Below are 20,754 nucleotides of genomic sequence, written 5' to 3' on the forward strand. Positions count from 1 at the left end.
TTATACTATACTATTTTTTGTTGGAATCAATAATCTTTTGCGTGCGTTCCTGGCTGTTTTTGACCGTCGTATCGATATTCTGATTGCCGAGAATAAGCTTCTCGTATTCCTCATTGATCGCCTTATATACCTCCGCCTGATACGAAGCAGGCGGCACCAGCTCAGAGGCCTTCGAGGCAAGGAGCGTTTTCACCAGCGATTGTTGATCGACAAGCTCAGGATTTTTCGTGCCTGCCAGTATATTCTCAATGATCTTGGTTACTTCCTCCTCCTTCACCTGATTCCAGGCGGGAACATTTTTGTTTTGCACAACTTGCCCTTCCGTGGTATACCAACGGACGAAATCATAAGCCTCCTGCTTATGCTTGGAGCTTGCCGCGACTGAAACGTAATCCGTTGTCACCGGCGCATTACCGATTGAATCACCCTTATCGTTTTTCGGGAACGGCGCTACAGCCACATGGAACGTCAGAGGTACCTTTTCCGTGCCGCCGATCTCCGTGTTCATCCAGCTTCCAATCGTAATCATGCTCGCCGACTGGTTGAAAAACTGTGTCCGGTAATTCAGCTTTTGTGAGATCATATCCGAATAAGGGACCGAGGACTGATCCTGCTTCTCCATCTTCACCCGCAGCTCCAGCGTGCGCTTGAAATTCGGATTGTCCAGATTGGAGGAGCCGTCCGCCTTCAAGTAATCGGCGCCTTGCGGCTGATTGATCATCATCAGCTTCACAAACTCCAGCCAGCCGCCTCCTTGCGGTCCGTGGAAGTAAGTCCCGTACCTTTTGGAAGCGCCTTCACCTTTGGTCAGCTTTTTCGCATATTCGGCATATTCGTCCCAGGTCCAATCTGTAGGAACCTGCAGGCCCGCCTCATCCAGATGATCCTTGTTCAACAGCACATACCATGGATTGAACTTGCCCGGCAGCGCATAGACTTTTCCGTCCAGGCGAGTGTCGATTTTGTAGTCTTCTTCCACCTTATAACCGTCTTTGGCGATGTAATCGTCAAGCGGCTCCGCCATGCCAAGCGCTACACGCTGCGCGTATCCGGCAGCGTCGCTGAACATGAGGATATCCATCGGCTCCCCTGAAGCTGCGGCAAGATCCAGCTTTTTCGACGCCTCTGCCGTATCGCCCTTCTCGCTCAAATTGACGACCTCCACCGTAATGCCGGGATTTGCTTCCTCATAGGAGGCAATCGTCTTTTTCCAGTTGTAGGCCTCCTCCGTTCCATACGTATACAGACGCAGGTTGACTCCTTTACCTTCAGAGCCGCCTTCAGGTGCAGCATCTCCGCCGCTGCAGCCGGCAAGCAGCCCAGTCAGCAGAGCACCGGACAAGACGCCCTTCAGCCATTTTTTATTCATCTGCAAGACCCTCCCTTTATGAATATCGCTGGATTCCATCACATTGTAACCGACATGGTCTGGCGGCTCATGAAACAATATTGACTTCTTCCGAATTATTTTGACTTATATGAATACGCTTACATTAACCTTTGACGCCACCTAAAGCAATACCGCTGATCACACTCTTTTGCCCGATGATGAACACGATAAGTAGAGGAAAAATAGCCGATACCGCCGCCGCCATGATCAGGGAATAAAATTCTCCGCTCAGGGAGGTGAATTTTTGCATCGCAAGCTGAATCGTGAACAGCTCATCGGAACGCAGAAAGATAAGCGGATTCTGATAATCGTTCCAGGTCCAGATGAAGCGCAGTATCGCATAGGTCGCAACGGCAGGTTTGACGAGCGGCAGCGCGATTGACCAGAAAATTCTTCCATGGTGAGCACCGTCAATTTTCGCCGATTCAATGAATTCCTGGTGCACCCCCATAAAAAACTGCCGCAGCATGAATGTGCCGAGCACGCTGAAGCTGCCCAGCAAAATCAGGCCCAGATGGCTGTCGAACAGGCCGATGTTACGGTACAAAATAAACTGCGGGATCAGCGTTGCTTGTCCTGGAACCATATAAGTCGCAAGGACAATCATGAACAGCCATTTGCCTGCCGGGAAATTCACCTTGGAAAAACCATAGGCCGCAAGGCTCGAAACCAGACAGGATATGCAGGTTGTCAGCACGGCTACTTTGATCGAATTCCAGTAATAGAGATAAAACGGGTAATCCCCGAACCAAACCTCCATGTAATTCTCCACCGCATTCCATTCTTTCGGAATCCATTGGATCGGATAAGCAAATACGTCCTTCTCGACCTTGAAGGAGGTAATCAGCATCCAGAAAAATGGAAGCAGAAACAGCAGACTGACCGCAAACACGATAACGGTGATCATAAGTTTGCGCCAGTCCCATTTTACCGCTTGCGCTTTCATGGCTTCTCTCCTTTCGCTAGTAATTGACCCATTTCTTCTGGGCCGCCCATTGCCCGAACGTGATCAGCAGCACGAACAGCAGCAGGACTACGGAAACCGAGGATGCATAACCTACCTTAAGGTTGACGAAGGCTTGCTCGTATAAGTACCAGACCATCATGCTCGTGGAGCCGATTGGGCCGCCTTGCGTCATGACAGCGATGATGTCGAATACCTTGAACGTCGAAATGATGCCCGTAACCAGCAGGAAAAATGAGGTTGGGGACAGCAGCGGAAACGTGATGCGGGAGAACTTCACCCAGACGCCTGCGCCGTCCATCTCCGCCGCTTCGTACAAGTCCTCCGGAATTGATTGCAGGCCGGCAAGGTAGATAATCATATTGAACCCGATGGACGTCCAGATGGAGATCATCATGATGGAGATCAGGGCGAAATTAGGGTCCGCAATCCACTTTGGCGGGTTGGCGATGCCAATCGCCTTCAGAAATTCATTGATCGGGCCATACGACGGCTGAAACAGCACCTGCCATACGATGGCCACGGCCACAATGCTGGAGATATAGGGCATGAAGTAAGCGACCTTGAAGTACCCTTTCCAATACACATTTTTGTTGATAAGAACGGCCAGCACCATGGAGATCAGCATGTATACGGGAACGGTGAGTAGAAAGACAATATTGTTGCGTACTGATCTGACGAAGGCCTCATCCTTCAGCAGATTCTCGAAATTGCCAAAGCCGACCCATCGGATGCCATCCCAGCCGGCGACGAAGTTCCAATCCGCAAAGCTCAGCACAATGGTCGCAATAATCGGCAGCAGCACGAGAATAGTTACGCCTAGCAGCATCGGCCCGACGAACAGGAGCCCCGCCAATGTCTCTCCGGTCTGGAGGGACCGCCGTTTGTTCCAGGCCAAGGTTTTGCCTGTCAGAGCGTGGGAAGGTTGATCCATTTCGAACACCTCGCTTATCGTCGTGAATTTGAAGATGCTCTCATTATAAAAAAACTATCACCTTCACTTTGACGGTATTTTGATCATCTTCACGCTCATTTTGACTTTTTCCCAAAATAAAGAGGCGCCTGTTCCCATCCGGGAAAGCGCCCCTTGTTTTAAGCCTTCTGAATGATCTTATTATCCTCGATTTGATACTTTAGGCGATAAGGAGATGCCCTGCTCACGATTCAATATCATTTTGAAAAGCGTGGTTGTTCCTGTCCCATTTGCCCCAGTTACAGCAATCTTGGCACCCAACGGGAGCTGGACAGACGCGTTCTCAAAAATGACTCTGTCCCCGTGATTGGAAATGTATTATGGAGCTCCAAGGCCTGGCTCTGTCGGAACTTGACGGAGCGCATCACTTCGGGAGGTTTCACATCACCAAGCGCTTCGATTCTGCGCTCCAAATTTTTAGCAGCATTATGCAGCTTCTTTTGCTTGCTGCCCAGCGTTTTCTGATGGCCAAGCCGCCCGCCGCTTTCAGAACTGTTTTTTCTGGAAGTGCCCTTCGCTTTTTGGTCAATATTCCGGGCCTGACTCTTTTTTTCGGCGATGGCTTTCTCCAGCCGTTCCCGTTCAGCGGTATACTGCTTATAGTGTGCAGCCTGGCTTTGCCGTTCTTCTTCCTTCTGCGCCAAGTAATCGGAATATCCGCCCCAATACTCGGTAATTCCCCCTTCTTTCAGCTCCCAGATCTTATCGACGACCTGATCCAGGAAATAACGGTCATGACTGATGATGAGCAAGGCGCCAGCGTAATATTTAAGCTGATTGATCAAAAATTCAATGCCATCCCGATCCAGGTGAGATGTCGGCTCATCCGCAAAGATGCCATGTACCTCTCCTGACAAGGCCTGTGCAATTTTAAGCCGTGTTTCTTCACCACCGCCCATCTGCCCTTTTAATTTGTCCACCTTCAGCTTGCCCATGACAGCATAATCCTTGACTTCTGCCTCTACCGCTTCCTCCAACTGTGGAATATAGGCCAAGCTCCCCTCCCGCGCAATTTTGCCATACGGTAAAGGAGCTTCCGCCAACAGCAGCTTTAACAATGTGCTCTTGCCTGCTCCGTTCGCTCCCACGAGGCCAATGCGGTCATAATCATAAATTTCCAATTCATCAATGTCCAGAACTTCACGTCCCATATATTCCACATAAATATCTCTTGCTTTGATCAATACGTTCATATCGTTCCCTCCTTCTGTTCGCAGGATCACCTGCGATTCAAGGAGTAGGATTATATAAAGAAGTACCAATGCATATCCATCGTTCGCATCGTACAATCCTCCTATTTTTTATCCAAGTTTCGGATGGTGAAAGCAATACACACAGCACTGCCTATGATACACCACCCTGACAACATGAACCACACATGAATCCCTATTCGGTCTGCAAAAATACCTGAGGCAATAAGTCCCAAAGGCATGGAGAAAGAAGTAGTGCTGGCCAACAGACCAAACGTCTGCCCATTTTGTAAAGAAGCTTAACTTCCAATTTTGTTTTATCATGTTCATTCTTCTCTGTATTTTTCATTGTCCGGCTGTTTTTTGGCAATAAAAAATACAGATCCAAATCCACAATGGGCATTGGTCTGCATTCATCACGAACGAGGACACGACGATACTAGGCATGACAAAAAAAGCCAAACCCATCGCAATCTATGTCTTCATACGTAAAAATAAGCACCATAAAAAAGCCCACAAACAGTGGAAAAATCTTCTTTTTTATTGCCAGCTTATCGAATACGCATAGAGTAAGTCATAGATTACGTGCCTCCTGATATATATTGAATTTTATAGTAGCATTGATTTCTTTGATCGTCAATCTGTTTGATGGCCAGCCGAAACGCTCTAGCACCTACGACGTCCATCCAGTACATGACCAACAATAAAGCATCCCATACCAAGCCCTGCGCAGGCTTGGAAGACTCTAAAATTTAGAAAAAATGAATTATAATAGTTGGAAGGATAAAAATCACACCACAAATAAAAAAGATTAAAGTCCATTTTAGTCTAATTTTTCTATCTTTACCCATAGGATCAGCATCTCGTTCATTATAGTAGTTTGCTCGCATCCTATCCCCACTTACACCTACCCCACTCATGATAATTGCGAGAACAATAAAAACAACACCTATCATAAATAAAATATTAGTAATTTTTAAGCCCTCCTAATTATTCAATTTTCAACTGAAAACGTAAGAAAGGAAAAAACATAAAATAATTTATATATGCAATCGTAACTAATTACACACACATTTGCAACTTTTAGTTGAAGTACAAGCTGAACTGAGAAATTCAAAATATCAAATCAACATAAATTATTTTCATGAAGTACATATACAAAATTTTGCTTTCAAAAACTTCTTGATACCAATCATTTACTATTCCACGAAGCTCGTGTAAAGTATTATAGAAATAATAGGTAATAATTTCAAAATATCAGTTTCTTTCTACTTTTTTATGTAATTATTCATTGACATCCCAAATCACTGGTATATAATAGAAATAGAAATAACAAAAAAATCATTATAAGGGAAGTTTTGGTTAAGATGATTGAATTCAAAAAGGTTATCACTCTATCTACTACTGCCTCTATTGCACTAACTTTATTCAGTTTACCTGCATATGCGGACAATATTTCCGCTGTCCAAGAAACTCAGATTAGTTCTCCTGCACAAAATGATGTTTCAAATATTTTCGACAAGCAAAATTTAGTGGTAACCTACGAAGCACAAGAGATTACTGATTTGAAAGAATTGGAAAAAAGAGCCGAAGAAGGAATCAGCGACCTAAGTACGGATGAAATCTCTTCTGCACCAAATATCCAACTAGATTTGGGGAGTTCTGATGAAAATACAAAGGTCATTAGAACAGCGCAAATTCTACAAACTGCTCAAAATGAAGATGGAATTATACTTAACAAAGTTGCAATAACTTCATTTAGTTATGATGAATCAAAATACTCCTCAGGAAACGACTCAACTCTGGGAAATAAAGCCTACTCCACAATTTATATTGATGATTGGTTCGATCCAAGAGGGGTTAAATACTGGGACCTTCAACATGTTTCAGGTGGATGGGCATTGGATTCTGGTGTATCCATATCAAGCGGGACTATAACAGCAGGACAATCTGGGGCTACTTATGGACGTGTTGGGTTTAGTCAAAATAAAACTTGGAACGTTTCTGGAACTACTTTTAGTTATGATGTTCCCCCATCATGGGAACCTGTAACTTCTAATGGTGGTTCGGGAATCCTCAGTACTGTAGTTGGCGTATCAACAAAAGTCAATTATAAAAAAGGGACAACTACATGGAGTCATAGCTTAACCAATAATTTCACTTCATAACAAGTAGATGTAATTGAAAAATTCAACTAAGAGACTGGCCCTATTTGAACAATTTGAACTGCACCCCGTCAAGTAGACAGTACAAAAAATAAAAGATAGTTAAGCGGCCTTGGTCCTGAATTCATTGGGGCTGAGGCCGTTTAGTTTTGCCTGTAACCGTTCGTAATTGTAAAAATGTATGTAATCATCTATGTCTTTTTGGAGCTCTTCAAAGGTCTGGTAGGTATGCAAGTAGTACTTCTCACATTTGAGTGTTCCCCAAAAGGATTCCATGGGTCCGTTATCAATACAACGGCCCACCCGGGACATACTTTGTGTGAGTTTCGCTTCGTCCAACATCTCCTTAAAGCGTAAAGAGGTGTACTGGAAACCACGGTCGCTATGAAGCAAGGGACGGCTCTCTGGGGCGGCCTTCAAAGCCAACTCCAGCGTCTTAAAGACCAGCGCATTATTATTAGAATGCCCTAAGACGTAAGCAACAATAGACTTGTCATGCAGATCCTTAATTGCGCTTAAATAGGCCTTCTTTCCGTTGCCGTACTTGAATTCCGTTACATCGGTTACCCATTTTTGGTTTGACATTTCCGCCTCAAATTCACGATTCAGTACGTTCTCTGCAACCTGCTGAGGCGTAGAGCCTACGTACTTCTTCCTCTTTCTTCGGGTGACAGACCGGATGCCCTGGAGCTTCATCAGACGGTATACTCGTTTCGCGTTAATGATGCTGTCCATTTGCCTGCGCAAATGCAGCGTCAACTGGCGATATCCAAAGGTTCGCTCCACCTTTTCATATAGGAGGAGCATGGCCTGTGTAAGTTTCGCATTGTCCGTTTCCCGGGAACTGGGTTTTCGATTCAACCATTTGTAGTAACTGGACCGCGGAATTCCTGCGATATCACACAAAAGCTGAATGGAGCAAGACTCCTCTTGCCGAACGGCCCGAATAGCCAGGTAGATGCTCTCCTGACGAATACAACTTAACGTCCCCTCCTTTCGAGTTCCTCTAACTTTTTTAGAAAAGCATTCTCCGCACGCAGCCGCGTATTCTCATACGCTAGTTTTTGCATAGCGAGCCTGTGGCGATCTGCCTCCGTGAGTTCTTCCGTTGCTTTGGTGCGTCCTCTACCGTCCCGTAATGCCTCCTCGCCGCCTGCTTCGTATTTCTTTACCCAGCTATATATTTGTTGGTAAGAAACGTGAAAACGGCTTGCTGCCTGGGTATAGTCTTGTCCATTTGCCAGACAATACAGCACGATATCGATCCGTTCCTGCCAAGTGGTTACGCGTCCTTTGGTCATAGCTCTAGTTCCTCCTGAATGAGCAGCGGTTAAGCTGATGCTAAGACCATTATACTTCTTAATCCAGTTGGCGAGTTGGGTTCGACTTGCAATGCTATACTTGTCGATGATTTGATATTGCGATAATCCTCCCTCCAGATAATCCTGGACTGCTTGGCGTTTGAGATCTACCGAATACTTTTGATAGCGGGAACGGACTTCCAAGCCCTCGTAACCGTACAACTGATAACGACTCCGCCACTTGACTACAGATGTTTTGGATAATCCGTACTTTCGAGCCACAGCTTTTAAACCAAGTTCGCCACATTCAATTTCTTGGAGAATATTCAATTTTTCAAGTGCCGTAAACCTCTTTTGTTCCATAAAAATACTCCCCATACAGTAACAGGCTTTTGTTTTTTCACCTGTCTACTATATGGGGAGCATATCAATTAGGGCCAGTCTCTTTATTTTGGTTTTATCCATGCTGAAAGGCGACCGACAATCCCTGTCAGCCGCCTGGTTTTTATTAATAATTAACGTGATGCAACGTTACTTTTGAATCGCATGATTTTTTTCATATGATCAAACCTTAAACATACGATATAGAGCACGATCAAACATGTGATCAGACAAGATTTTTCGCATAAACAACATTGTTTTACTATACTTGCCTGCTACGTATCTTATTTTCGGTGTTTTGGATTGAATCGCTTTTAGAACCACTCGCGCAATAACATCTGGAGAAGAAGCATTTTCACCTGCATTCTCCATGAATTTCACAAAAACATCTGCCATTTTACGATATGCTGTATTGCCTGAGTTTTTTTTCACATGCTCTCGCGCAATGCCATCCCATTCAGTTGTAATCGCTCCCGGCTGGATCACGACCACATCAATTCCAAACGGCTTGACTTCCAGCCGCAGACAATCGGAGAATCCTTCTACCGCATGTTTTGTAGCATGATACCATGCACCAAGCAGAGTATAAATTTTACCGCCTACAGAAGAATTATTGATAATCTTGCCTGATTTTTGTTGTCTCATATAAGGAAGAACCAATTGGGTCAGACGGCTTAGTCCAAAAAGGTTCACTTCAAATTGACGCCTGGCTTCCTCCATCGGCACATCTTCGATCGCACCAAAGGAACCATATCCTGCATTATTAAATAAAACATCGATTCTGCCCTGCTCCTGTATGATCCGCTTCACGCCATTGATCATGGACGCTTCATCCGTCACATTACCTGATTTTGTTGACGATTTTTCCGAGTTCATTTCCTATACCGTACATTATTTAAATCGTAATTTGGCGCAAGACCACAGTTAGTGCTTGAGCGGATCAGACTGCTTTGTGCAAGATCAGCACAAGCAATCGAAGAAGGGGCTACCCCTTCATGGAGTAGCCCCTTCTTCTGTTCACACATATTTACGACAAAGCGACATTCTTCATCGCTGTGTTGTGTTGCTTGTTTCATTTTTTACACTTCAAAATAAAACGGCTGCACACACACCGGCTTGGATACGGAAAGGCTCAGTCCGGTATACTCCAGGCGTCCGCTAGCCTTATCCACTCGGAAGGTAACGATATTGTTCGTGTCACGGTTGGCGGCAATCAGATATTTCCCACCCGGGGTCAGCGCAAAATGGCGTGGATGCTCCCCTTGCACTGGAACATGCTCAACAAGGCTCAGCTTGCCGGTATTCACGTCAACAGCATACACCACGATGCTGTCATGACCACGATTGGAGCCGTACACATAAGCACCGTCCTCGGACACGACGATTTCTGCCGTTGTATTTTCACCTTCGAAGCCTTCAGGCAGTGTGGGCACGGATTCAATCTCAGTCAGCGTGCCCGCCACGGCATCATATGCAAAAGATGTAACGGTTGAATCCACCTCATTGATCACAAAGGCAAACTTTCCGTTCGGATGGAATGCCAGATGGCGTGGTCCTGCCCCCGGATGGGTTGCAGCTTCACTGTGAAGCTTGAACTTGTCACCAGCCAAGGAATAGGCGCGAATCCGGTCCAATCCAAGATCCTGTACGAACAGAAGCTTTCCGTCCGGGCTGTAGAATGTGGAGTGAGGATGCGGACGGTCCTGGCGCTCCGGATGAACACTGTTCCCTTCATGCTGAACAACGTCAAGCAGCTCACCAATCTTGCCATCCGCCCCTATGGACAGCAGGCCCACCATACCGCCGTGATAGCTGGGCACCGTCAGACGGTTGCCTTCAGCGTTACGCTGGATATGACAGGTCGGTGCGACCGTTTGGGTACGATTCAGCAGCGCAAGGGTTCCTGTAGCAGGATCGATGTCAAAAGCAGCAGCTTCCCCCACCTTCTCATCGGATGCAGACACGGTTTCTCCAATGGCATACAGCTTGCGTGTTACAGGATTGACGTTCAGAAAGGTTGGGTTTTTGAGTCCTGCGAATTCATCCAACAGGCTAAGTTCCCCCGTATTTTCATCAAAAGAGTATACATACACTCCGCTTCCTTCGGGCTCGGCATAAGAGCCCGCAAAAACGAGCAGTCGTTGTTCTGGCATAATAGCTCCTCCTCATATTTGAATATATTAGTATGACGAACGGCTTGTCTACATAGCCCGGTCAATCACGGGTTCTGTCGAAAGCTCTACATTCCCGGCCACCGCGCGTGAAATCATGCAGGAGCTTTCCGCTTTTTCGGCGAGCAGCGCTGCTTTTCTCAGTTCATCTTCAGAGGCTTCACGGGCCAAAATCACGCGCGGTCGGTGAATAATGCGGCGATAGGTAAAGATGTTATTCGTAACGTCAACAATGCCTTCCGACGCAAGCGTCAAAGACTCCACATGAAGCCCCGCACGCTCCATCATAGCCGCAAGTGTAATTAAGTAGCAGGTAGAGGCGGCGCCCAGCAGCATTTCATCAGGATTCGTGCCGACGCCAGGTCCACCCATCTCGGAAGGGATGGAAATCTGAGTACGCAGGTTCCCGGCTTCAATCCTGCCGTCGCTGTTGCGACCCCCGTTCCAGGTGGCCTGCAGCAGAAAAGTATGCTCCATTAACGATCTCCTCCTTAAGCTTCATCCATTAATTCTGTTCCTCTCGTCTCTCTCCCCAGGATAAGAACCGCGGCAGCCCCGATAATAATCGCAGCGAAGAAAATGACAAAGATGGTCGTAATCCCCGTACCCTGTGCAAGCAGCATTCCGACCAGGAAAGGTCCGATCACTCCTCCGATCCGGCCGAAGGAAGCCGCCATGCCAACCCCGGTTGAACGGACCGTTGTAGGATACAACTCTGGTGTATAAGCGTACATGCCACCCCAGGCTCCCAGGTTAAAGAAAGACAGGCAGATGCCTGCAGCCAGCAGCACACCCGCGCTCTGCGCAGTCCCGAACCAGATGGCCGATACCGCCGTCAACAGCAGGTATACGACCAACACGAATTTGCGGCCAAGCTTCTCAATCAGATAAGCCGCTGTAAAATATCCCGGCAACTGTGCAAGTGTCATGATCAACACATATTCAAAGCTTTTAACGAGAGAAAATCCTTTCAAGACCATAACGCTTGGCAGCCATAAAAACATCCCGTAATAAGAGAATACCACGGTAAACCAGAGAATCCACAGCATAATCGTGGACTTGCGGTTTGGGCCTGTCCAGATCGAGGCGATCCGGTCGCGGAGCGGCAATCTGTCCGCCTTTCTGTTTACATAACGCGGCGGATCTTGTATAGCTCTGCGCAGGTAAAGAGCATAGAGCGCCGGAATCGCCCCGATCACAAATGCCGCCTGCCAGCCGAAGGAAGGAATCACGAAGTATCCTACCAATGCGGAAACGATCCAGCCTGCGGCCCAGAAGCTTTCCAGCAGTACAACCATTCTGCCGCGCTCGCGGGCCGGCACGGACTCGGATACCAGCGTTGAAGCCACCGGGAGTTCTCCGCCCAAGCCGATCCCGGCCACAAATCGTAACGCTAACAGAACCGCATACCCCGTCGCCAAGGCTGATAACCCGGTTGCAATTGAGAAAATAAGCAGCGTCCATACGAGCACGGCTTTGCGCCCAAACCGGTCGGCAAGTATGCCGGCAAACATTGCGCCCACTGCCATCCCGATGGAGTTTACTGCGGTGATCATGCCCATTTGGCCGGTCCCGAGCTGCCATTTCTGCGCAATATCCGCCAGAATGAAAGACAGCAGTCCCACATCCATGGCATCGAACATCCAGCTCAAACCGGCGCTGAACAGAAGCTTGCGTTTCTTAGCCGGGGGTAAAACGGACTCATTCATCATTAAACTCTCCCTCAGTATTCTATTCTATATTTATTGTAACGCATATACGGCTGACAAGACACCCCAAAACCAAAAAAGAAGAATGCCCCTAGAGGCATTCTCCCGTCCTACGGAACCTGTGCTTACCGGCTGGAACCTAAACCGATGATCATCACGATGAGCACCAGCAGTTGGATGAGTGTGTCTGTACTCAAGTCCACTCGCCTCCATCTCATAAGATGTTCCTTCGGCCGTTTCCCCTCTCCCCGGATGAGACCCGGTTCCCCGCTACATCTATATGCGCGCAAGAATACCGATATGCTGATTTATATTGGATCGTGCCTAAGCTTTAACCCAGGCCAGCTTAATGTCCATCTCCTTGATACACTCTTCATGGTCATGGCCGTCATTGCCCACCATCGGTGTAACGGGATAAGCATGCATTTCCTCCGCATCATAGGTTTGGACCATGGTCTGAAGCTCGTTCAGGTCTCTTAATTCCGGATTCAGCCATTGTTCTGCTTCTTCCAGGCTTAATATGGCCGGCATATGGGAAGTGAATTCCTCAATGGTCCGGTTAGCCGGAGCCATCACCATCGTGCAGGTGCGCATAGGCTCCTTCCGGGTATCCTGCCAAACTTCATAAAGCCCGGCGAGGGCGAACATTTGCTGACCGGGCAAGATCACCCGGACGGCACAGCTCTTCTTGCCCATATTGCGCCAATAATAGAATCCGTTACAGGGGATAATGCAGCGCTGTGTCTCCGCAAGCTTCCGATATGCCGGATTGACAGTTAAGGTGTTCAGATCGGCATTGACACAATCCTTTCCCCAATAAGGAACCATTCCCCAGCGGAATTCATCCAGCACCTTCTCCCCGTCATGATTCATTACAATCGGGACAGACTGCGTCGGACTCATATTGTAGCGGGTTTTGTAATAATACATAACCCTGCTGATTCCAAAAAACTGCCTGACTTCATCCAGATCGGCGGATAAAGAAAATCTTCTGCACATACTGCCATCTCCTTCGCACTTTTGTAACAGTGTGGGACAAGAGATGGCTTATTATTCTTGTGTATGTAAATCCCCCGCAGCCGATTAGCCCGGGGGATCACTTTAGATGCTTTGCTTATTTCTTCTCTACAGCATGACCGCCGAATTCGCTGCGCAGCGCAGCAACCACTTTACCTGTAAATGTGTCGTTCTCCAGGGAACGGTAACGCATAAGCAGGGAAAGCGCAATAATCGGCGTCGCAGCCTGTAGATCAAGCGCTTCTTCGATCGTCCATTTACCTTCACCGGAAGAATGCATAACCCCTTTGATTTCATCGAGATTCGCATCCTTGGAGAAAGCACGCTCTGTCAGTCCCATCAACCAGGAGCGAATGACGGAGCCATGATTCCAGACTCGCGCAACTTGCTCATAATCGAAATCGAAGTTGCTTTTCTCCAGTACCTCGAAGCCTTCGCCAATAGCTGCCATCATGCCATATTCAATGCCGTTATGCACCATTTTCAGGAAATGGCCGCTGCCGGCTTTTCCTGCATAAAGGTAGCCATTCTCGACAGCCGTATCACGGAAAATCGGCTCCACAACCTCCCATGCTTCTGGGTCGCCGCCGATCATATAGCAGGCACCGTTACGTGCGCCTTCCATACCGCCGGAGGTACCAGCATCCATGAAGCGAATGCCGCTTTCCTTCAAGCGCTCATATCTTGCGATGGACTCCTTGTAATGGGAGTTGCCGCCCTCAATCACAATATCTCCTTCGGACAACAAAGGCTGTAACTGATCCAATACGGCATCCACAATCGTATGCGGGACCATCACCCAGATCACTCTTGGTGATGTAGTGGACTGTACAAGGTCTTCGATCGAAGAAACGCCGACAGCACCATATTCCTTCATTTCTGTTACAGCCACAGGATTAACGTCGAAAGCGACCAGTTCGTGCTTGTGATCCAGCAGATTTTTGCCCAGATTTAAACCCATTTTCCCAAGACCAATAAGACCGACTTGCATAATAATTGCCTCCCAGATCATTTTCAAGTATTGTTGCGCGTTTGGGCTGTAAGATTACCGGATCGGAATATAATGAAATTAACGTACTGTTACCGACACCGGCTGCTCCAATGCATCATCCAGCCACCATACAAACCCGTTTTCCGTAAGCAGCTTTGCCGAAGCCTCAGGCCCGTACGAGCCTGCTGCATACGTGTGCAGCGGCACCGTTCCTGCTTGGAATGCCTCCAATACAGGCTGTACCCATTTCCAGGAAAGCTCAACCTCATCCCAGTGCGCGAAGAACGTGGAATCGCCACGCAGCGCATCATAAATCAGCCGTTCGTAGGCTTCAGGAACATCCTTGTTCTGTTCGTTAAAGGATACTTGTACGGTTTCCAGTTTGCCGTCAATCGGATCTTTACTGTTGATGTTCAGTGTGACTCCCTCCTGCGGATTCACACTGATCACGAGCAGGTTCGGTGCGGCAGGTTGTCCCTGGGAAGCGTAAGGATCTGCAGCATCACGCTTGAATTCCACCACGATGCGTGTGGATTTCTCAGCCATTCGCTTGCCTGTACGGATATAGAACGGCACGCCCGCCCACTTCTCATTGTCAATCCAGAGGCGTGCAGCGATAAAGGTATCATTTTGCGAATCAGGACCGATGTCAGGCTCTTCCTTGTAGCCCGGCAATGGTTTGCCGTTAAGCTCGCCACGTCCGTATTGGGCACGAACAATCTCGGACTGCACCTGTCCCTCCGCCAGTGGACGAAGAGCCTCCATAACTTTCCGCTTCTCTGCACGAATATCCGATGCCGCAACCTGTGCCGGTTGATCCATGGCTGTCATCATGAGCACCTGCAGCATGTGGTTTTGCACCATATCACGGATTGCCCCGGAGTGGTCATAATATCCTGCACGTTCTTCAACACCCACGGTTTCGGCGGCCGTAATTTGCACATTGGCTATATAATTGCGGTTCCATACACCCTGGAGGAACGGGTTGGCAAACTTAAGTGCCTCAAGATTCTGAACCATCGGCTTGCCCAAGTAATGGTCAATGCGGTAAATTTCATCCTCAGCAAAGGCTTTACTCAATTTCTCATTCAAATCACGGGCCGATTCCAGGTCATGACCGAACGGCTTCTCAATGATCAGACGTTTCCAGCCTTCCGTATTACCAAGTCCGCTGCTCTGAATATTCAAGGCGATGACATCGAAAAACTCCGGTGCCACCGACAGATAAAACAGACGGTTCGACTTGATGCCAAGCTCCGCTTCACGCTGTTCGGCAATCTGCAGCAGCTTTTTGTAATCTGCCGGATGGTTGACGTTCAGAGAACAGTAACGAAAAGCGCTCAAAAACTGGTCCATCTGTCCGCGGTCCTCCGGCACATGTCTCGAGAACGTTTGAACCGCCTGCTCCACATTGCTTTGGAACTGAGCATCCGGCACTTCACGCCGTCCCAGTCCGATTACAGAGAATGAAGACGGAATTTTGCCGTCAGCAAACAGGTTATATAAAGCAGGGTAAATCTTGCGTTTGGCCAGATCACCTGTGGCTCCAAACAAGATAAATGTCATTGATTCCATTGGATACTCCTTCTTCCCAACATGAGTTAAGGTTATTAAAAGTTACCCGATAAATTATCGTAACCATGATACACCCATTAAAACATGTAGTCAATGAAAATTTGTCTAAATTGTGAATTATAGTACATACCTTGAATGATTACGCTTTCTTTGATAAAATGTCTGTAATACCTGTAATTTTTTTGTAATTCCCAACATTTATGATGCGCTAAATGATGGTTACTTTTTGTACCTAGGCGATGTATAATAACCTAAATAAAATAAAGGGGACAAATACGATGGACGGTCATAAGCCGAAATTGTTATGCGGCAAAGTAGAACAGTCCTATCAAATGATCAGCAAAAAATGGGCTGCTCTCATCATTCATACGCTAATGGAACATCCAAAACGCTTCAGCGAGATTCAGACCTTCATTCCCGATCTCAGCAAACGCATGCTGACGGAACGAATTAAGGAGCTTGAAGAAACTGGAATCGTCATTCGCAATGTGATTGCTGAGAGACCGGTTCGAACTGAGTATTCTTTAACCCGCAAAGGGAAAGAATTAGGATACGCGTTGAATTACGTTGAAGCTTGGGCTGAAAAATGGCTGTAACGGCAAAGAAGCAGGGAGGCTCTATCTAACGATAGGGTCTCCCTGCTTCTGCTGCGCTATGCATCCCGTGCGTGCTGCTAAGTATTGTCGGCTACTGGGGCACCGTGTCCCGATAAACGCTCGGCGTCATACCTGTATGCTTTTTGAACAGCTTGCTAAAATATTTCACATCCTCGAAGCCGACACGAACGGCTACCTCGCTGACTTTGACGGGCGAAGAAGCAAGCAGATGCATGGCATGGCGTATTTTGCAGCCGGTTACAAAATCACCGAAGGTCATGCCTGTTTCCTTACGGAATATCTCACTCAAGTAATGAGGGTGAACGTGAATATGACGCGCTACCGTTTGCAGGCTGATGTCTTCCCCCACATGCTCGCTGATATAGGCCATTGCCCTGCGCACATGACTTTCCTGCCCTGCAGCGGCCATCTCGTGGTATTGTTCCATAATTGTATACAACTGGCGAAACAGAAGCTCCCGGGAATGGGGCATCTGACGCACAACATCAGGAAGGACAAATTGTTCAAAGCCGAGATCCGAAGTGACGCTGCGCAGCCAGCGAGAGGCAGCCAGTACGGCTGACCTTACGGATGCTTCAAGCGTATCCACCGTCGTATCCGGATCAGCCATTCTCGCCTCCACAAAGCCGGTAATCCAGGCTTGCAGGTTTCCTGCATTGCGGTTCAGCAATATAACGGACAGATTGCGCTCCTCCTCCGCTGTGCAAATGGACAGTCCTCCCTTGCGCTTGTTCATCCCCTCCCAGCACCAACTGTTGCCGCTCATCCAATTCCGGCAGCGCAAGGTATGCTCGGCCATACGATAAGCAGCAGGCAATTCTCCCCAGCCAGACACTACGCCGCCCAAAGCCAGATACAGCCTGCATTTCAGCATTCGTTCCGTTTTGTCCAGTTCAAGCCGATAGGCGGCGGCAACCTGTGAACTCCTTCCACCGGAAGCGTCATCTTCCTCCGCCGAGATGACAACAATTTGCTGTCCGTGAAGCAGCGTGATTCCGGGCAGTGATTCTCCAAGCAAATTAGCGGCTGCGAACAGCAGCAGCGATTCCTCCTGCTTGCTTTCTCCCCACCCATCAGCCTCAATCAAGCAGATTCGGTACATGCCCGAGGGGAGCCAGCCAAAATCACGCAGGATCGCGGAGGTCTCGTCTTCTTCCTGCTGAACATCTCCGTGTACAAGCCACTGCAGCAATTTGCGGCTTTGCTCCTTCTGACGGTCGAAATGAGCCTGACTGTTAACATGCCGTTTTTGCTCTATTCTCTTTTTGGCTTCCAAGACGGTACGGATGATGTCCTCGGTCTTACTCGTTTTAAGCAAATAATCGGATACCCTCTGCCTAATGGCCTGCCGGGTGTATTGGAAATCATCATACCCGGATAAAATGATGACCTCGGTATCCGGATGAATGCCGACGGCTTTCTCAGCAAGCTCCAGTCCGCTCATATCATACATTCGGATATCCGTCAGGAGAATGTCAGGACACTCATTGCGAATGACTTCTATCGCTTCCTCAGCCGAAGCAGCAGGTGGCAACAGTTCAAAACCAAGCTCCTTCCATGGAATGACCTTGGACAAGCCTGTGCGTATTATAACCTCATCATCAACGATCAGAACCTTCATGCAAACAGCTCCTCGCATAGGGAATGGCAAAGGTCACCTTTGTTCCCGCCCCTTCGCGGCTGGTGATGTTCAGACTGGATTGCGGCCCGTAGTACAAATGCAAACGTTCGTTAACATTGCACAGGCCATAACCAGATAAAACGTCTTTATCCGTTTCTGTAAACTGTTGGCCGGAGTGCAAGCCCTCATTCACTTCATTAAGGCGTTCCACACTCATGCCCCGACCATTATCCTCGACCGTAAAGTGCAGGCTATCCTCATGCTGATCTATTCTCAACACGATCAGTCCCTGGGTTCCTTGATCCCGCAGACCGTGTGTTATCGCGTTTTCAACCAGGGGCTGCAGCAGCAGCTTAAGCATGGAATGATCCATGACAGATTCATCAGCAAGGATCTCAATCTTGAAACGGTCAGGAAACCGGATGGCTTGAACCTTGACATAGCTCATGATATGGGCCAATTCCTGCTCCACACGGCAAAAATCACGCCCTTTATTCAGGCTGAAGCGCAGAAAATCGCTCAGCGATTCCACCATATCCGCCATTTTATGCTCACCTGACATCAGGGCAATCCAGTGGATGGAAGATAGCGTATTATACAAAAAATGAGGGTTGATTTGATACTGCAGAGCACGGATATCCGCTTCTTTTTTACGCGTTTCCTGAAGAATAAGCGCTTCCTTCAAACGGACGATATGGCTGCCCAGACGGTTATAGCTGTGGCCGAGCCGGGCGATTTCATCTTGTCCCACCACCGGAAAAGCCGGCATCGGCCGCTCAGGATCCAGATGCGACAATAGAAGCTCAAGTGAACGGAGTGGCCGGGTGATACTCTGCACGACAAACCAGATGATTCCGGCTCCCAGTCCAAAAGCGACCAGCACAGCCGCCAGCGTCAGCATTAAAATAAAACGGTTTTCGGCCAAGTAATCCTCGTTCGCGATCATGCCCACGAGCGACCAGCCTGTGTTCGCGTTTCGGTAATATAATAAGGTTTGACGCCCGCCCTCAACATCGATTTCTGCTGTCCCGCTCACGAGAGTCCACTTCATGGATGCGCTGCCCGGATAGATCTGTTCAAGCGGCATCGCCAAATGATTCTCAGAGGCAGAGGATAGGACCGTTCTGTCTCCGTCCACAAGCACAACGGTTCCGTCGCTCCCCAGCCGAGGGGATGACCAGTATTTGGCCAGCTCCCGTTCATTCAGGCTGATGCATATCCAGCCCAGAAGCTCATAATCATGCACACTGCGCAGCGGCCTAATAAATGTAATCGCGCTTTGCTCCTTGGCATAACCACGCACATGATAGACTCCTGTCCATGTTTTGCTTTTCACGCTGTTCAAACGCTGGACCGAAATCATCGGCGACGTCTCTATCCTACCTGTGGATAAAGCCGGGATGGCGCGTACAGGCACAATCGCGATGTCAAGAATATAGCGCTTCGATGCAGCCAGATTAGCCAGCATGCCGTTGATCTCGCTGATCTCCTTTTGATCCTGTGCCGCAGATGCCATATACTGCTGAATTTCCTGCTGCCCTGTCAAAAAAACAGACATATTCTCAACATCCCCGCTGATGAACCGCAGATTAGCATCCATCTGCCTGAGCGCGTCAAGGCCGGTCAGCTTCATTTTGTCCTCTGTCGATCCTGCAGAAATAACATATGCAAAAATGCCCAGCAGCAACAGCGGCACCAAAATACAAACCGCCACCAGAAAAGAAAGCTTGCGGTGCAGGGAAGACCGGATCCAATCCTTCATGACTCAGCCTCCTGCACAAAATAAATAACGAGAATGGTTTAGCCTTTCACCGCCCCGGCCGTCATGCCCTTCATGATCTGATCCTGAAACAACAGATACATGATGACCGTCGGAATTACCGCTAATGTCATGGCCGCCAGCGTCAAGCCATAATCTGTCTGATACCCGTCGGCAAAGTTGGCAATGCTTAACGGAAGTGTTTTCATATCCGTCTTGCTGATAAACACAAGCGCAAACGAAAAATCATTCCAGGCATGCAGAAAGCTTAAAATGGTGACGGTTGCAAGCGCCGGGGTCGACATCGGCAGCATAATGCGCAGAAACAGCCCCCATACCCCCGTTCCATCCATAAATGCGGCCTCTTCGATATCACGGGGAACAGAGACCAGATAAGCTGTCAAAATAAAAATCGCCGTCGGCAGCGCAAATGCCGTATAAGGAAGAATCAAAGCCCAGTAGGTGTTGAGCAGCGACATTTGCTTCATCAAAATAAAGAGCGGCACCAGCGTGCTATGAATCGGAATCAGCATACCGACGACAAAGAAAGCCATCACCCATGCCTTCGCTTTAAAACGAAAACGGGCCAGCACAAATGAGGCCAGAGAGGCAATGAACAAAGTCAGCAGCAGTGATCCGATGGAGACGATGATGGAATTCATAAATGAATTGCCAAGACGAGAGCTGTCCCAGGCATTGATAAAATTATCAAATTGCCACTGGCTGGGAAGAGCAAAAGGACGCTCATAAAACTCCGCAGTTGTTTTAAAAGAGCTGATAACCAACCAAAAGAAAGGATATAAGGTTAAAATACCATAAAGCGTCAGAAGTGTCCAAAGTATGGCAGCCCCATACCGGGGTCGCACCCGGCCAGCCTTGCTGCTGCCTGCTGGTGTACCGAGCGGAACGGCAGTGTTATTCATTGTGCAG

17 protein-coding genes and 1 pseudogene are annotated in these 20,754 nt (G+C 48.1%); 2 read left to right on the top strand and 16 right to left on the bottom strand.

The window, feature by feature from the left end:
* Positions 1-10: 10 nt before the first annotated feature.
* The 5 genes and pseudogenes from OIN60_RS11440 to OIN60_RS22625 form a co-directional block, all read right to left on the bottom strand.
* Complete coding sequence (locus tag OIN60_RS11440; RefSeq protein WP_305754995.1) at positions 11-1,369, bottom strand: ABC transporter substrate-binding protein; 1,359 nt, start codon at positions 1,367-1,369, stop codon at positions 11-13.
* Positions 1,370-1,493: 124 nt separating this feature from the next.
* A complete protein-coding gene (locus OIN60_RS11445; RefSeq protein WP_305754996.1) occupies positions 1,494-2,336 on the bottom strand; it encodes a carbohydrate ABC transporter permease in 843 nt (280 codons plus the stop codon).
* 16 nt (positions 2,337-2,352) lie between these two features.
* Positions 2,353-3,288 carry a carbohydrate ABC transporter permease gene (locus tag OIN60_RS11450; RefSeq protein ID WP_305754997.1) on the bottom strand — a complete coding sequence of 312 codons (936 nt, stop codon included), beginning with the start codon at positions 3,286-3,288 and terminating at the stop codon, positions 2,353-2,355.
* A gap of 198 nt (positions 3,289-3,486) precedes the next feature.
* Positions 3,487-4,520: pseudogene (locus OIN60_RS11455) on the bottom strand (ATP-binding cassette domain-containing protein); the annotation flags it as partial.
* A 749-nt stretch (positions 4,521-5,269) separates the two neighbouring features.
* Positions 5,270-5,473, bottom strand: a complete 204-nt coding sequence (locus OIN60_RS22625) for a DUF5316 family protein (protein WP_370872467.1) — start codon at positions 5,471-5,473, stop codon at positions 5,270-5,272.
* A 411-nt stretch (positions 5,474-5,884) separates the two neighbouring features.
* Here OIN60_RS22625 and OIN60_RS11460 point away from each other — a divergent pair, with 411 nt between their 5' ends.
* The gene (locus tag OIN60_RS11460; protein ID WP_305754998.1) at positions 5,885-6,685 is read left to right on the top strand and encodes a hypothetical protein; all 801 of its coding nucleotides are present in this window, start codon (positions 5,885-5,887) and stop codon (positions 6,683-6,685) included.
* A gap of 99 nt (positions 6,686-6,784) precedes the next feature.
* Here the strand turns inward: OIN60_RS11460 and OIN60_RS11465 are convergent.
* The 8 genes from OIN60_RS11465 to zwf form a co-directional block, all read right to left on the bottom strand.
* Positions 6,785-8,346, bottom strand: a protein-coding gene (locus OIN60_RS11465; protein WP_305754999.1) for an IS3 family transposase whose coding sequence is annotated in 2 segments (ribosomal slippage) — positions 6,785-7,710 and positions 7,710-8,346 — 1,563 coding nt in all. Because the reading frame shifts where the segments join, the coding sequence is not laid out codon by codon here.
* A 201-nt stretch (positions 8,347-8,547) separates the two neighbouring features.
* Positions 8,548-9,240 carry an oxidoreductase gene (locus OIN60_RS11470; protein WP_305755000.1) on the bottom strand — a complete coding sequence of 231 codons (693 nt, stop codon included), beginning with the start codon at positions 9,238-9,240 and terminating at the stop codon, positions 8,548-8,550.
* A gap of 203 nt (positions 9,241-9,443) precedes the next feature.
* The gene (locus tag OIN60_RS11475; protein WP_370872468.1) at positions 9,444-10,517 is read right to left on the bottom strand and encodes a lactonase family protein; all 1,074 of its coding nucleotides are present in this window, start codon (positions 10,515-10,517) and stop codon (positions 9,444-9,446) included.
* A gap of 48 nt (positions 10,518-10,565) precedes the next feature.
* Complete coding sequence (locus tag OIN60_RS11480) at positions 10,566-11,012, bottom strand: OsmC family protein (protein WP_305755001.1); 447 nt, start codon at positions 11,010-11,012, stop codon at positions 10,566-10,568.
* Positions 11,013-11,026: 14 nt separating this feature from the next.
* Complete coding sequence (locus OIN60_RS11485; RefSeq protein WP_370872469.1) at positions 11,027-12,247, bottom strand: MFS transporter; 1,221 nt, start codon at positions 12,245-12,247, stop codon at positions 11,027-11,029.
* Positions 12,248-12,568: 321 nt separating this feature from the next.
* Complete coding sequence (locus tag OIN60_RS11490) at positions 12,569-13,243, bottom strand: SOS response-associated peptidase (protein WP_305755002.1); 675 nt, start codon at positions 13,241-13,243, stop codon at positions 12,569-12,571.
* A gap of 115 nt (positions 13,244-13,358) precedes the next feature.
* Entirely contained in the window at positions 13,359-14,252 is an 894-nt protein-coding gene (gene gnd / locus OIN60_RS11495) for a phosphogluconate dehydrogenase (NAD(+)-dependent, decarboxylating) (protein WP_305755003.1), read from the bottom strand.
* Between the two features lie 78 nt (positions 14,253-14,330).
* Positions 14,331-15,827, bottom strand: coding sequence for a glucose-6-phosphate dehydrogenase (gene zwf / locus OIN60_RS11500; RefSeq protein ID WP_305755004.1), 1,497 nt, complete (start codon positions 15,825-15,827; stop codon positions 14,331-14,333).
* 278 nt (positions 15,828-16,105) lie between these two features.
* Between zwf and OIN60_RS11505 the strand changes: the two genes are divergently transcribed.
* A complete protein-coding gene (locus tag OIN60_RS11505; RefSeq protein WP_305755005.1) occupies positions 16,106-16,423 on the top strand; it encodes a winged helix-turn-helix transcriptional regulator in 318 nt (105 codons plus the stop codon).
* A 91-nt stretch (positions 16,424-16,514) separates the two neighbouring features.
* On the opposite strand, the gene OIN60_RS11510 is transcribed toward OIN60_RS11505, so the two are convergent.
* From OIN60_RS11510 to OIN60_RS11520, 3 genes are read right to left on the bottom strand one after another with little or no spacing between them, the layout of a single operon-like run.
* Positions 16,515-18,065: a helix-turn-helix domain-containing protein gene (locus OIN60_RS11510; RefSeq protein WP_305755006.1), complete on the bottom strand. Its 1,551-nt coding sequence runs from the start codon at positions 18,063-18,065 to the stop codon at positions 16,515-16,517.
* Positions 18,046-19,827: a cache domain-containing sensor histidine kinase gene (locus tag OIN60_RS11515; RefSeq protein ID WP_305755007.1), complete on the bottom strand. Its 1,782-nt coding sequence runs from the start codon at positions 19,825-19,827 to the stop codon at positions 18,046-18,048. The genes OIN60_RS11510 and OIN60_RS11515 overlap by 20 nt, the downstream gene beginning before the upstream one ends.
* Before the next feature lie 38 nt (positions 19,828-19,865).
* The gene (locus OIN60_RS11520; RefSeq protein ID WP_305755008.1) at positions 19,866-20,747 is read right to left on the bottom strand and encodes a carbohydrate ABC transporter permease; all 882 of its coding nucleotides are present in this window, start codon (positions 20,745-20,747) and stop codon (positions 19,866-19,868) included.
* Positions 20,748-20,754: the final 7 nt, after the last annotated feature.

The sequence above is a fragment of the Paenibacillus zeirhizosphaerae genome (assembly GCF_030705605.1).
Taxonomy (GTDB): domain Bacteria; phylum Bacillota; class Bacilli; order Paenibacillales; family Paenibacillaceae; genus Paenibacillus; species Paenibacillus zeirhizosphaerae.

Coding starts and splice junctions, on each gene's coding strand:
- OIN60_RS11480 (WP_305755001.1), bottom strand. CDS start 11,012: ATGGAGCATACTTTTCTGCTGCAGGCCACCTGGAACGGGGGTCGCAAC.
- OIN60_RS11460 (WP_305754998.1), top strand. CDS start 5,885: ATGATTGAATTCAAAAAGGTTATCACTCTATCTACTACTGCCTCTATT.
- OIN60_RS11520 (WP_305755008.1), bottom strand. CDS start 20,747: ATGAATAACACTGCCGTTCCGCTCGGTACACCAGCAGGCAGCAGCAAG.
- OIN60_RS11505 (WP_305755005.1), top strand. CDS start 16,106: ATGGACGGTCATAAGCCGAAATTGTTATGCGGCAAAGTAGAACAGTCC.
- gnd (WP_305755003.1), bottom strand. CDS start 14,252: ATGCAAGTCGGTCTTATTGGTCTTGGGAAAATGGGTTTAAATCTGGGC.
- OIN60_RS22625 (WP_370872467.1), bottom strand. CDS start 5,473: ATGATAGGTGTTGTTTTTATTGTTCTCGCAATTATCATGAGTGGGGTA.
- OIN60_RS11440 (WP_305754995.1), bottom strand. CDS start 1,369: ATGAATAAAAAATGGCTGAAGGGCGTCTTGTCCGGTGCTCTGCTGACT.
- OIN60_RS11445 (WP_305754996.1), bottom strand. CDS start 2,336: ATGAAAGCGCAAGCGGTAAAATGGGACTGGCGCAAACTTATGATCACC.
- OIN60_RS11470 (WP_305755000.1), bottom strand. CDS start 9,240: ATGAACTCGGAAAAATCGTCAACAAAATCAGGTAATGTGACGGATGAA.
- OIN60_RS11490 (WP_305755002.1), bottom strand. CDS start 13,243: ATGTGCAGAAGATTTTCTTTATCCGCCGATCTGGATGAAGTCAGGCAG.
- OIN60_RS11510 (WP_305755006.1), bottom strand. CDS start 18,065: ATGAAGGTTCTGATCGTTGATGATGAGGTTATAATACGCACAGGCTTG.
- OIN60_RS11450 (WP_305754997.1), bottom strand. CDS start 3,288: ATGGATCAACCTTCCCACGCTCTGACAGGCAAAACCTTGGCCTGGAAC.
- zwf (WP_305755004.1), bottom strand. CDS start 15,827: ATGGAATCAATGACATTTATCTTGTTTGGAGCCACAGGTGATCTGGCC.
- OIN60_RS11475 (WP_370872468.1), bottom strand. CDS start 10,517: ATGCCAGAACAACGACTGCTCGTTTTTGCGGGCTCTTATGCCGAGCCC.
- OIN60_RS11485 (WP_370872469.1), bottom strand. CDS start 12,247: ATGATGAATGAGTCCGTTTTACCCCCGGCTAAGAAACGCAAGCTTCTG.
- OIN60_RS11515 (WP_305755007.1), bottom strand. CDS start 19,827: ATGAAGGATTGGATCCGGTCTTCCCTGCACCGCAAGCTTTCTTTTCTG.